The organism is Phenylobacterium sp., assembly GCF_965284355.1.
Taxonomy (GTDB): domain Bacteria; phylum Pseudomonadota; class Alphaproteobacteria; order Caulobacterales; family Caulobacteraceae; genus Phenylobacterium.
In genome coordinates this window covers 3,180,613-3,193,033 of the sequence record NZ_OZ260078.1, presented here as the reverse complement: position 1 = coordinate 3,193,033, position 12,421 = coordinate 3,180,613, and the positions used below count along the sequence as shown (strand labels likewise).

The window sequence follows — 12,421 nt, the reverse complement described above, 5'->3', positions numbered from 1 at the left end:
CAGAATGCCCGGCGTTCTAGGCAAAAAGCAGGCCGCGGGCAAACCAGCGCCCCCGAGGCGCGAGTCGGATAGCGCCCCCTCCACCACTTCGTGGTCCCCCTCCCCCATTTTCATGGGGGAGGAACTTGAGCCAGCCGGACGCCCGTGCTCCTCCCCCGCCTGCGGGGAGAGGGACCGCGCAGCGGTGGAGGGGGCGCTAAGCTCGACGGATCATTAGAACTGGAAGCGCACGGTCGCGCGGACGTCGTACTCTTCGTAGTCGGCGTCCTTCGTCAGACCGCCGTTCACCGTGTAGAGCACCCGGGCCGAGCCGCCGCGGAAGCCCGCACGCGCCACGTAGCCGCTCTTGAAGACGGTCTCGGGATCCAGCGTGAAGTCCTGTCCGCCCTCGAAATGCGCCGTCGTGCGGGCCGGGCCGCCGGCCAGCTTGGCACGGTAGCCGCCCTTGATCTCGGGGGCGAAGAAGACGTCGTCGCCGAACTTCCAGCCCACCGCCAGCAACGCCTCGCCGGTGAGCAGGTCGCCGGTCCGCTTGTCGACGATGAGGTTGAAGCCCGAGCCACCGCCCTTCTCCCTGTAGCCGTCTTCAGCCAGGCGCAGGTAGCTGAGCGACCCTTCGGGCCGAACGTAGAGCGAGCCCAGCGAGACCTCGTACGAAGCCCCCGCGTAGGCGTCGACCATCCAGGCGTTCCACTTGGAGTCGGCCCGCAGGTTCAGGGTCTGGGAGACCAGACGCCGGTCGCCGTCGAAGAATGCATAGCCCACGCCGCCGCGCACGGCCGCCTGCAGCGGGCCGCCGTCGAGACGCCAGTACAGCCCGGCGCCGAAGAGACTCATCGAGATCTCCTCGCCCGCCGCGGAGCCCCGGTCCTTCACGTCGGTGGTGACGAAGCTGACATTGGCGCCGAGGGCGTTGTTCTCGCCTTGCATGTCGTAGCCGGCGGCGAAGCCGAACCCCTGGCTTTTGAAGCCCATGGCGTCGCTGCGGTCCTGGCGGATGTTGAACACCACCTCCTGGGCCCAGGCGCCGTTCGCCGAGTTGGCGTCGATCCGCATCGGCTGGGTCACCGCCGACGAGACGGCCGACGAGATCGCCGCGGCCGACATCAGCACTCCGCCCGAATGGTCGGGCAGCATCTGGTCGTAGAGCCCGTCGAAGCCCGCCTCGGTCTTCTGGGCCAGAAAGGCCTGTTCGATCGCATCGTCCTTGTCGAGCGAGGCGAAGACGGCGTCGAAGGCCTGAGCGCCCGAGCGATTGAGGCCCAGTTCGCTGGCCGTCTTGGGCCGAACGTCGACGAACAGCCCGTTAGCCGCGGCGTCGGCGCGCAGGCTGGCCTGATACAGATAGGGCGCGCCGGCCAACGTGGCGCCGGCCTGGCCCACGGTCAGGCTCTGGGCCTGGACGATCTGGTACGACTTGGTCCCGCGCGAGATGCCGGTCAGCGTCAGGTCGATCTGGGCGCCGGTGGCGATCGTGGCCGCACCGGCCACGCTGAAGCGCGCCGAGGTGACCGAGGGGTCGATGCTGACCGCCAGCACCCCCTTGGTTCCCAGGCTCAGCGACGTGAGCCTGACGACCTCGGCGTTGCTGACCGCAAGGCGGCCGTCCGCCACGTCGATGGCCAGGCGGCCGTCCGCATCCACGATCCGTCCGGTGGCCGTGGCGCCGCCCGTGATCGAGAGCGTATCGGCGCCGGCGCCGAAGCTCATGGTTCCGGTCAGCGTGCCGGCGGTCAGCTCCAGCCGGTCATCGCCGCTGCCGAACAGCACGTCGCCGCCGATCTGCGGCGCATCGGCCGTGTCGAACTTTCGCTGCCGCACCGTCGCGCCCGTGGTGTTGGCCGACAGATCGATCGCGATGGTCTTGCCCGTCTGGGTGACGCCCGTGGGTGTCGAGATCACCGACTTGATGACGCCGGAGTTCTCGACCAGCGCCAGCTTGCCCGACAGGTCCACGATGGCGCGCGCGTCGTGCAGGCCGCCCGTCTGCTCGGCCCCGATCGTCCCGCCGTTGCGCAGGTAGGGCACGTCCGCGCCCGCGGTCAGCAGCACCGAGGTCGACTGGGCCGAGAAGGCGCGCGCTACGATGGCGCCGCCGCCCCAATTGTGGATGCCGCCCTGGACGGTGACGCCGGAGCCGATCCGGATCGCCGTCGCGGTGATGCCGTCGTTCACGCCGCTGGCGGTGATGCTGCCCCGGTTGACGACGCCGAAGCCGTAGTCGCCGGTCCCCACCGCGCCCAGGATGATCGGCGAAGCGCCGCCGACGTCGATGGCCGGGGCGGCCCCGAACGCCGCCACCGACGCGGTCGACTCCAGGCTGTCGGTAATGCCGTCCTTGTCCTCGTCGGTATCGGTGGTGCTGGTGTCCAGCGGCGGCCGGTCCAGCAGCAGGCCACGTCCCACGTTGCCGGTGATCCGCACGGCAGAGCCGCCCTGCTTCAGGTCGTCGGCGTCCAGCTTGGCGCGAGCGGCGTCGGACAGCCGGCTAGCCGAGCGGTAGCCCGTGACGGTGACGGCGTTCTGGATGACTAGCGCGCCATCCACCTGGCCCACCTGAACGCCGACGCTGCCCTCTCCGACAACCCCCACCGAGCCCAGGATCTTCATATCGCCCGAGACCGAGTCGGCGCGCACGCCCACGCTGCGATCACCGGTGACCGACACCGCGCCTGAGATCGTGAGGTTGCCGACGAGGCGGGACTCGACCGAGACGCCGCCCGAGTCGTTGCCCTCGATGCTGATCGCGCCGGCGCTGCTGATGTTGCCGTTCACCGGGCCGCCGGCCAGAGCGCGGATCCCGAACCGGGCCGAGCCTTGCGCGAACGGGCCGTCCAGGTCGCCGTCACTGTCGGTATCGGTGGCGGTGTAGTCCTCCTGCAGCGAGATCGTGCCGTTGTTGGTCACGGCCATGAAGACGCCGGGATTGATCTGGACGCCCGTGGCGCCGCTGACCCCCGTGTAGGTGATGGCGCCGTTGTTCACGACGGCGTTCGAGCTGTCGACGGTCACGGCCGCGCCGGCGGTGGTGGGTGCGATGGAGCCCGCCGTCTCGATGGTGATGTGGTCGGCCTGGCCGTTCGCCACCGTCGATGTCCGCAGCGGCGCGGTCGTGGCCGTGGATATCTTGGTCTCGGCGTAAGCGTTCACCGAGGTGAGCAACGGAAGGACGGCGGCGGAGACGAGGAGACGCTTCATTGCTTTCCCGGGGCGAGGTGACGTGGTACGCCAGACGAGTGACTACGCGTCGCATAACTAATTGTTGCGCAAAAACTGTAGTAGACGGCGAATGTGCGGCCCGCAAGGGCGGACTGTCAGCCTGGAGCCCCTGATGCCGAGACCTGCGACCGATCCTGCCAAGGCCGCGCACATCAAGGTCCTGCGTCAGCAGGCCGGGCGCTGGCTGAAGACGGCGCGTGAGCAAGCGGGGCTGACTCAGGCCGAGCTCGCCGAAAAGGTTGGCCTGCGCTACTACACGTTCGTCTCGCAGGTGGAGAGCGGGTTGGGCCGCCTGCCGATCGAGACGCAGGGCGCCTGGGCCCAGGCGCTGGGCCTCGAGCCCGGCGATTTCGCCAAGACCCTGCTGCGCTACTACGAACCAGAACTATATAGGCTGCTGTTCGGCGCCGAGGCTGCGGCCGCGGGCCAGGATCGGGCCGTCGGCTGAAGCCAAGGCCCCAGGAGATGCTTTCCTAGAGACGATGGGTCAGGTCGTTCCATTCATCGCCCGTGTGCGCGACAGCGGCGATTGGTCCGCCGCCGAGCGCGCGCGCCTGGAAGAGCTGGCCGAGCGCCTGGCCGCCAGCGGCGTGCGCGTCGAGGTGATCTTCGGCGCGACCGATGAGGGCGATCCCTGGTGCGTCGTCACCGACGCCGACGGCGACGTGTTGATCCACGTGGCCCGCATCGACGGCAAGTTCGTCGTGCACTCCGCGGTAGACGACGCGGTCAACGAGAGCGCCGACCTGCACACCGCGCTGCGGGAGCGGCTGGAAGCGACCGAGGAGGCGATGGCCCCGCAGTCGGCGACCATCCTGCCGTTCGGCCTGACCGCCCGTCAGGGCCAGACGTTCCTCGCGCTGCTGGCCGCCGCCACCTTCTTCTACGAGACCGCCGCGATCGGCGACACGGCCGAGGCCGGAGAGAAGATCCAGGCCCTGCCTCCGCCCGACGACGACCCGCCGCCGGACGCCGGCGCCCCCGCCCAGGAGCGTGAGGCGACGCAGGGCGTGGCGTTGCAGCCCGCCGCGACGCCGCCGACGCCGCAACTGGCGCCGACGCCCGCGGCGACGGCCGTCGCCGCGCCTGATCCGCCGGCGCCGCCGCCTGCGATCGAAGCCCAGCCGCCCGCGCCCGCTGCGAAGTCCGAAGCCATCGCCGCGCCGCCGGCCGACGACGCGCGCATCGTCATACAGGGCACGGCCAGCGACGACCTGCTGGTCGGGACGAGCGCCGACGAACACATCCTGGGCGGTGACGGCAACGACACTCTGCGCGGCGGGGGCGGCAACGACCTCCTCGAAGGCGGGGCCGGCGACGACGTCATCGAGGTGACGGGCCAGGTGACCGCCGTGGGCGGCGAGGGCGCAGACACCTTTGTCCTCGCAGCCCCGGTCCAGGCTGGGCCCGAGCGCCTGCTGGGCGTCATCCTCGACTTCAGCGGCCTCGAAGGCGACCGGATCTTCAACATCGCCGGCGAGGCGGTGCGCTTCCGGCCGCCACCGACGACCGACGGAGATCACAAGGGCCCGCCCACCGACGGCGAGGGCGGCTTCACGACGACGCTGGTCCCGCCGCACCCGGGACCCGACACCCTGGCGCCTCCCACCGGAGGCGGCGACTTCACCACGACCGTCGTCGGCGGCCCGCCGCTCACGCGGGTGGAGGTCGACCTGGACGGCGACGGCGTGGTCGATGGCTACATTCTGGTGGGCGTCCGCCCCGTCATCACCACTGTCGGCGCCAGCCTCGGCCCCTCCGACCCGATCATCTAGCGCGAGCCCGCCAGCCGCCATGGCGCGTGAGCGCCACTAGATTGACCACGAACCACACGAACCACACGAACTCGCCACGAGTTCGCTGGCCATGTGAGCCGCAGGCTCCGTTCGTGTGGTTCGTGTGGTTCGTGGTTCCAACTGACAGCGCCTGCGGCGCGCGTTGCGCCGGGCCGTCCGGCTAGAGCCCCTTCACGATGCCTTCGACCATCTTCTTCGCGTCGGCGAACAGCATCATGGTGTTGTCGCGGAAGAAGAGCTCGTTCTCGACGCCGGCGTAGCCCGCGGCCATCCCGCGCTTCACGAACAGCACGGTGCGCGCCTTCTCCACGTCCAGGATCGGCATGCCGTAGATGGCGCTGGTGGGGTCGGTCTTGGCGGCCGGGTTGGTGACGTCGTTGGCCCCGATCACGAAGGCCACATCGGCGGTCGCGAACTCGGAGTTGATGTCCTCCAGCTCGAACACCTCGTCGTAGGGCACGTTGGCCTCGGCCAGCAGCACGTTCATGTGCCCGGGCATCCGGCCCGCCACGGGGTGGATGGCGTACTTCACCTCGACGCCCTCCTCCTTCAGCTTGTCGGCCATTTCGCGCAGCGCGTGCTGAGCCTGGGCCACCGCCATGCCGTAACCGGGCACGATGATCACCTTGGAGGCGTTCTTCATGATGAAGGCCGCATCGTCCGCCGAGCCCTGCTTCACCGGCCGGGTCTCGACCTTGCCGCCGGCCGCCGCGCTCTCATCGGCGCCGAAGCCGCCCAGGATGACCGAGACGAAGCTGCGGTTCATGCCCTTGCACATGATGTAGCTGAGGATCGCGCCCGAGCTGCCGACGAGGGCGCCGGTGATCACCAGGGTGATGTTCTCCAGCGTGAAGCCCAGCGCCGCCGCCGCCCAGCCCGAGTAGCTGTTCAGCATCGACACCACGACGGGCATGTCGGCCCCGCCGATCGGGATGATCAGGGTGACCCCGATCAGCAGCGCCAGGGCGAAGATCGCCCAGAAGGCCCAGAGGGCCGATCCGCCGCTCATCACCAGGATCGCCACGAGCGCCACGATGGCGAGGCCAATGGCGATGTTCAGGATGTGGCGGGCCGGCAGCAGGATCGGCGCGCCGCTCATGTTGCCGTTCAGCTTGGCGAAGGCGATCACCGAGCCCGAGAAGGTAACCGCGCCGATCGCCAAGCCCACCGACAGTTCGATCAGCGAGACCAGATGGACACGACCGTCCTCGCCCAGGATGCCGTAGGCGTCGGGCGTGTAGATCGCCGCCACCGCCACAAGGCAGGCGGCCATGCCGACCAGGCTGTGGAAGGCGGCCACCAGCTGGGGCATCGAGGTCATGGCCACGCGCCGGGCGATCACCGCGCCGATGCCGCCGCCGATCACCACGCCGCCCAGGATCAGGCCGATGGTCAGCGCATCCAGCTTCGGCCCCAGCAGCCACAGCGTGGTGCCGATGGCGATGGCCATCCCGATCATGCCGTTGCGGTTGCCCGCCTGGCTGGTCGTCGGCGAGCTCAGGCCCCTGAGCGCCAGAATGAAGAGCACCCCGGACACGAGATACAGGATGGCCGCGATATTGGCGTTCATAGTGAGATGCCCCCGCCGATCCGGCCTACTTCGACTTCTTCTTGTACATCGCCAGCATCCTCTGGGTGACGAGGAAGCCGCCGAAGATGTTCACCGCCGCCAGGGCCGCGGCGACCGCGCCGGCGCCCTTTGAGATCAGGATGTTGCCGGTCAGCTGGCCGTCCGAGCCGCTGGCCGCGGCGGCCAGGAGGGCGCCCACGATGATCACTGAGGAGATGGCGTTGGTGACGGCCATCAGCGGGGTGTGCAGCGCCGGCGTGACGCTCCAGACCACGTAGTAGCCGACGAAAATCGCCAGCACGAAGATCGCCAGGCGGAAGACGGTGGGATCGACGTCCATGATGACCTCAGGCCTTGAGCGAGGGGTGGACCACGGCGCCGCCGTGGGTGACGAGGCTGGCCTTCAGGATCTCGTCCTCGAGATCCGGGGCGAAGGCGCCGTCCTTGGTCTTGAACAGTTCGGCGAAGGCCAGGAGGTTGCGGGCGTAGAGCGCCGACGAGTCCGCCGAAATGCGCGCGGGAAGATTGGGCACGCCTAGGATCTTCACGCCGTTCGCGGTGACCGCCACCTCGCCCAGCTTGGCGCCCTCGACGTTGCCGCCCTGCTCGATGGCCAGGTCGACCAGCACCGAGCCCGACTTCATCGACGCCACCTGGGCGGCGCTGACCAGCTTGGGCGCCGGGCGGCCGGGGATCAGGGCCGTGGTGATGACGATGTCCTGCTTGGCGATGTGGCCCGAGACGAGCTCGGCCTGCTTGGCCTGGTATTCCTTGGACATCTCTTTCGCGTAGCCGCCCTCGGTCTGGGCGTTGGCGAATTCCTCGTCCTCGACCGCGATGAACTTGGCGCCCAGGCTCTCGACCTGTTCCTTGGTCGCCGGCCGCACGTCGGTGGCGGTGACGACGGCCCCCAGGCGGCGCGCGGTCGCGATCGCCTGCAGGCCCGCGACGCCCACGCCCATGATGAAGACCTTGGCGGGCGCCACGGTGCCCGCCGCGGTCATCATCATCGGCAGCGCCTTGCCGTAGGCCTCGGCGCCCTCGATGACGGCGCGATAGCCGGCGAGGTTGGCCTGGGACGACAGGGCGTCCATCACCTGCGCGCGGGTGATCCGCGGCACGAATTCCATGGCGAAGGCGGTGGCGCCCTGTTTGGCCAGGGCCTCAACGGTGGCCTTCTCGTTGAAGGCGTTCAGCAGAGCCACGACGTATGCGCCGGACTTAAGCGCCCCCACCTCTTCGGCCTCGGGCGCGCGCACCTTGAACAGCACGTCGGCCTTGCTGATCGCGTCCTTGGCGGTCTTGGCGATCTTGGCCCCGGCGGCCTCGTAGTCGGCGTCGGCGATCGAGGCGCCCAGGCCGGCGCCGGTCTCGATGACCAGTTCGAACCCGGCCGCGACCAGCTTCTTCACCGTCTCGGGCGTCGCCGCGACCCGGGTCTCGCCGGATTTGCGCTCTTTGGTGACGGCAATGACAGCCATGGTCCGCGGGATCCCCCAAAATGCGCGCGCCAGCGGCCGGACCATAGGGGGGGTCGTGACAGCTTGTCCAGCAGACGTCCCGCAGTTTTCAAACGCGCGTTTGAAGTCTTTCTGTGTTGAGCCCGGGACCCGCGGTCCAAACACGACAAAGCCTCCGCTTGCGGCGGAGGCCCGTCAGACTCGAAGTTCGAAGAGCGCTAGTGCGCGTCAGCGCCCGCGGGCTTGTCGCGCAGCAGCAGGAAACCGACCACCAGCAGGCCGACCGTGTAGGCGGCCGAGCCGAGGAAGCCCGTCTGCGTGCAGAACAGGAGCGAGAAGAACAGCACGCCGGCGGCGATCACCAGCGAACCCCACTTCGTCAGGCCCATCACCAGGTGGAAGGTCGCGTTCTGCTCGGCGATGTCCATTTCGCCGCGGTGGTAGTCTCCGGCCATCGGGGGTCTTCGCTCTTCGGTGGGTGGGAATTGGTGGTGGCGATACACGAACCGCCGAGCCGGTTCAATGCGGCCAGGCGCCCAGAAGGGTGCGAAGCGCCGCAACCAGGGCCAGGGGCTGGTCGATCATCACGTGGTGATGCGAGTCCGGGATCTCGATCTCGGGGATGTGGCCGTCCAGGAACCCGCGCTCGCCGGCCTTGCGGCGGTCGATGATCCGGCTCTTGTCGCCGTACAGGTGGATCACCGGAACCTTCAGGTCGGGGAAGTCGCCCGTTCCGGACATGATCCCGTCGCTGCGGTCCAGCTTTTCCCACATGTTGGGATCGAACTTCCAGGCCCAGCCTTGCCCCGAGCCGTCGGGCATCGGGGTCTGCTTCAGAGAGCGGCGCGCGATGAAGTCGAGGATGTAGTAGTTCTCGGCGGGCTGCGGCGGCATCAGCCGGAACCGCTCCAGCGCCTTTTCCAGCGAAGGATAGACCCGCGTCGGCCGGTCCGGGCTGGGGTTGTTGGCCAGCACCTCGGCCCGCTTCGCCCGCTCGGCCAGCACCTCGGGCGGCGGCCCGCCGAAGCCCGTGTCGACCAGCACCGCGGCGTGCATGTTCTGGGGATAGCGCGCGGCGGCGAAGAACACCTGTCCGCCGCCGAACGAGTGGCCGATGTAGATCGGCTTGCGCCCGCCCTCGTACAGACCCGTGGCCCGCGACACCGCTTCGGCGTCAGCGGCGAAGTCCCCGAACTTGTAGGTCTCGCGCCAGTCGGAGTTGCCCATGCCGGCCAGCGACATCGACGTCACGCGGTAGTCCTTGGCCAGATAGGGCGCCAGCGGGCTCCACCATTCGGCATGCGCGCTATTGCCGTGCACCAGCAGCAGGCCGGGCTTGCCGCGCTCGCCCCAGGACAGGGTCTCGAGCCGGGTTCCCATGGACTCGACGAACTGCTGCTCGGCCTCATGGGCGATCGCCCACTTGAACCACGCCGGCGCCGGCGGCTCCTCGCCCTTGAACGGGGCCAGCGGCGCCCGGACCTCGGGCGGCAGGTCGTCCGAGTGGAACGGCCGGTCGTCATAGGTCTCGGTCTTCGCCGGTTCCGGCGCTTTCGTTACGTCATCTGCCATCGCGCCATCGGTCTAACGACCGTTTGAAAAATGGCAAGCCGTACCTGCCCTTCGGATGGCGCCCGAGGCAGTCAGCCGTCGACCGGCAGTCCCAGCGCCACACGGCCGGCCAGGCGCGCCTGGGACTTTTCCTGCAGCGGGTGGTAGCGAGCGGCCTGGACGTCGCGCCAGATCCGCTCCAGGCCCGCCTTGCGATAGAACGCCCCGCCGCCGGCCGCCTCTATGGCCTTTTCCACAGTGCGGATCGCGGATCGCGCCACCAGGGTCCGGCCCATCATGACGCGGTTGCTGGCGGCTTCGCCCGGCGCGCCGGCCTCGATCACCGCCAGCATGTCGGCCAGCGCCATCCGGGCGGCGGCCAGTTCGGTGTCCATCTCGCCCACGATCTGGGTCAGGTCGTCGGAGGTCTTGCGGGCCGCCATCGCCACCGCCTTGTCCCGCGCCGTCTCGGCCAGGCCGACGTAGACGCTGTAGATCAGCGGGAAGGCGATCATCGTCACCATGTGCATCAGGGGATGCCATTTACCCGACGGCCGGCGCACAGTCACGGCGGCGTCCGGCACGAACACGTCGGCGAGTTCGATGTCGTGCGACCCTGTGCCACGCATGCCCAGCGTCCGCCAGGTGTCGAGGATCGTCACGCCCGGCGCCTTCAACGGGATCGCCAGGTGGAGCACGGTCGGCCCCTCCGGCGTCTGCTGCACGGCCATGGTGACCAGGAGGTCGCCAAGCGGGCTGCCGCTGGCGAAGATCTTGCGCCCGCGGACCCGGAAGCCGCCCTCGACCGGGACGGCGTCGCACGAGCCGTCCAGCCAGTCCGAGCCGCCCGACGAGACCAGGGTCAGCTTCTCGGCCGCCACGCGCTTGAGCAGGCCCTCGACGGGCTCCGGCGTCCGATGCCAGCGCCAGGCCGGGAGCGCCACGGCATGGGTGTGCATGGCGAAGGCCAGCGCCGTCGAGCCGCAATAGCCGGCCAGCGCTCGCAGCATCCGCGACAGCTCGGCGGGCGTGGCCCCGCCGCCGCCCAGTTCGGCCGGCACGGCGGCGGCGTGGAAGCCGGCGTCCTTCAGCAGCTTCATGCTCTCGGAGACGAAGGCGTCGTTCGCATCCGCGGCCTCTGCGCGCGCCGCGATCTGCGGGCCCAACTCATGCGCCCTGGCGGTCCAGTCCATGGGCTCGGCCTTTACATTGATCGTCATCGCGCAACCTCGGTGTCCATCGAGGCTGGGTCTTGCGCCCGATACCGCCGCCTCTCCAGTTCGAAGAATGAACTTGTGGAAGGACGGTCGCGGGAGGACCCTCAGCGCATGAAGGGTTATGGCCAGTTCTGCCCGGTCGCCAAAACGGCCGAGATCTTCGCCCAGCGATGGACCCCGCTGGTCATCCGCGAGCTCTGCTTCGGGCCGCGGCGGTTCAACGAAATCCACACGGGCGTGCCGCTGATGTCGAGGGCGCTACTCGTTCAGCGGCTGTCCGAGCTGGAAGAGGCGGGCGTCATCGCGACCCAGCCGCTGGCGCAGGGCAAGCTCTATAGTCTCACCCCCGCCGGAGCGCAGATGAGCGAATTGATCTGCCTGATGTCGGAATGGGGCCAGCGCCACGGCCAGGGCCGCATCGCCCACGAAGAGCTGGACCCGACGCTCCTGATGTGGGGGATGAAACGCCAGGTCGATCTGGACGAGCTTCCCGACCATGACGTTGTGCTGCGCTTCGAGTTCCGCGGCATTCCCAAGGCACATGCCGCGCGGCGCTACTGGTGGATGATCCTGCGGCCCGACGATGTGGAAGTGTGCCTGAAGGACCCGGGCCGGGACGTGGACGTGGTGCTGGCCTCCGACCTCGAGGCCTTCGTGCGCGTCTGGATGGGCCATCGCGGCCTGGAGGATGCCTTGGCGAAGGGCGATATCACGCTCTCGGGCGACAAGGCGCGGATCGCCGAGTTCAAGCGCGCCCTGCGCATCGCGGACGAGGCGGCGCTCAAGACCTTCTACTTCCGTCCGGCGGCCTGAGCCGATGCGCCAGAACCACCTGCGTTGGATCTGGTCCGAAGGACGCCCAGTGCTGAACGCCTGGTGCAGTCTCGGCAGCGCCATTGTCGCCGAGGCGATCGCCACCCAGGGATGGGACGCGATCACCATCGACACCCAGCACGGGGTGATCGGCTACAGCGAGATGGTGGCCATGCTGCAGGCGACCACCGCGGGCGACGTCACGCCCCTGGTCCGCGTATCGTGGAATGCGCCGGGCGAGATCATGCGGGCGCTGGACGCGGGCGCCGCCGGGGTGATCTGCCCGATGATCAGCACCCCGGAAGAGGCCGCCGCCTTCGTGGGCGCCTGCCGCTATCCGCCCCAGGGCTATCGCAGCTATGGACCGACCCGGGCGGCCCTGGTCGCCGGCGCGGACTATGCCCGATACGCCAACGACGATGTCCTGGCGCTGGCGATGATCGAGACCGCCGAAGGTCTGGCGAACGTGGAAGCCATCGTCGCGACGCCGGGCCTCGACGGCATCTACATCGGCCCCTCCGACCTCTCGCTCTCGCTGGGCGGCGAGCCGCGCCAGGACAGCCAGGACCCCGTGCTGCTGGCCGCGTTCGGGCGCATCCTGGCGGCCTGCAAGGCGGCGGAGAAGCGCGTCGGCGTCCACACCACGAGCGTCGCCTACTCCCGGCAGATGATCGCGATGGGGTTCGATCTGGTCACGGTGGGCGCTGACCTGCGCTGGCTGATGGGCGGTCGCGCCGAGGCGACGGCGATGCGTGAGCCCATCCGGGATCGCAGATAGCCGCTCCGGCTGGCGAA

11 protein-coding genes are annotated in these 12,421 nt (G+C 69.2%); 4 read left to right on the top strand and 7 right to left on the bottom strand.

What is annotated here, in order from left to right:
- Positions 1-213: 213 nt before the first annotated feature.
- Positions 214-3,198, bottom strand: coding sequence for an autotransporter domain-containing protein (locus ACQ66R_RS15615; RefSeq protein WP_430423502.1), 2,985 nt, complete (start codon positions 3,196-3,198; stop codon positions 214-216).
- Positions 3,199-3,331: 133 nt separating this feature from the next.
- Here ACQ66R_RS15615 and ACQ66R_RS15610 point away from each other — a divergent pair, with 133 nt between their 5' ends.
- Positions 3,332-3,667 (top strand): helix-turn-helix domain-containing protein, encoded by a 336-nt coding sequence (locus ACQ66R_RS15610; protein ID WP_430423500.1) that lies wholly within the window; start codon positions 3,332-3,334, stop codon positions 3,665-3,667.
- Positions 3,668-3,701: 34 nt separating this feature from the next.
- Entirely contained in the window at positions 3,702-4,994 is a 1,293-nt protein-coding gene (locus ACQ66R_RS15605) for a hypothetical protein (RefSeq protein ID WP_430423498.1), read from the top strand.
- A gap of 181 nt (positions 4,995-5,175) precedes the next feature.
- Here the strand turns inward: ACQ66R_RS15605 and ACQ66R_RS15600 are convergent, their stop codons facing one another.
- The 6 genes from ACQ66R_RS15600 to ACQ66R_RS15575 form a co-directional block, all read right to left on the bottom strand.
- Positions 5,176-6,585 carry an NAD(P)(+) transhydrogenase (Re/Si-specific) subunit beta gene (locus ACQ66R_RS15600; protein WP_430423496.1) on the bottom strand — a complete coding sequence of 470 codons (1,410 nt, stop codon included), beginning with the start codon at positions 6,583-6,585 and terminating at the stop codon, positions 5,176-5,178.
- A gap of 25 nt (positions 6,586-6,610) precedes the next feature.
- Complete coding sequence (locus ACQ66R_RS15595) at positions 6,611-6,925, bottom strand: proton-translocating transhydrogenase family protein (protein WP_421936607.1); 315 nt, start codon at positions 6,923-6,925, stop codon at positions 6,611-6,613.
- Positions 6,926-6,932: 7 nt separating this feature from the next.
- Complete coding sequence (locus ACQ66R_RS15590) at positions 6,933-8,066, bottom strand: Re/Si-specific NAD(P)(+) transhydrogenase subunit alpha (protein WP_430423494.1); 1,134 nt, start codon at positions 8,064-8,066, stop codon at positions 6,933-6,935.
- 197 nt (positions 8,067-8,263) lie between these two features.
- Complete coding sequence (locus ACQ66R_RS15585; protein WP_430423492.1) at positions 8,264-8,500, bottom strand: aa3-type cytochrome c oxidase subunit IV; 237 nt, start codon at positions 8,498-8,500, stop codon at positions 8,264-8,266.
- Between the two features lie 64 nt (positions 8,501-8,564).
- Positions 8,565-9,617, bottom strand: a complete 1,053-nt coding sequence (locus tag ACQ66R_RS15580) for an alpha/beta fold hydrolase (RefSeq protein ID WP_430423490.1) — start codon at positions 9,615-9,617, stop codon at positions 8,565-8,567.
- 71 nt (positions 9,618-9,688) lie between these two features.
- On the bottom strand, positions 9,689-10,816 hold the full coding sequence (locus ACQ66R_RS15575) for an acyl-CoA dehydrogenase family protein (RefSeq protein ID WP_430423489.1): 1,128 nt from the start codon (positions 10,814-10,816) through the stop codon (positions 9,689-9,691).
- 108 nt (positions 10,817-10,924) lie between these two features.
- On the opposite strand from ACQ66R_RS15575, the gene ACQ66R_RS15570 reads away from it, so the two are divergent.
- Together ACQ66R_RS15570 and ACQ66R_RS15565 are read left to right on the top strand one after the other, a co-directional pair.
- Entirely contained in the window at positions 10,925-11,626 is a 702-nt protein-coding gene (locus ACQ66R_RS15570; RefSeq protein WP_430423487.1) for a winged helix-turn-helix transcriptional regulator, read from the top strand.
- Between the two features lie 49 nt (positions 11,627-11,675).
- On the top strand, positions 11,676-12,404 hold the full coding sequence (locus ACQ66R_RS15565) for an HpcH/HpaI aldolase family protein (RefSeq protein ID WP_430423485.1): 729 nt from the start codon (positions 11,676-11,678) through the stop codon (positions 12,402-12,404).
- Positions 12,405-12,421: the final 17 nt, after the last annotated feature.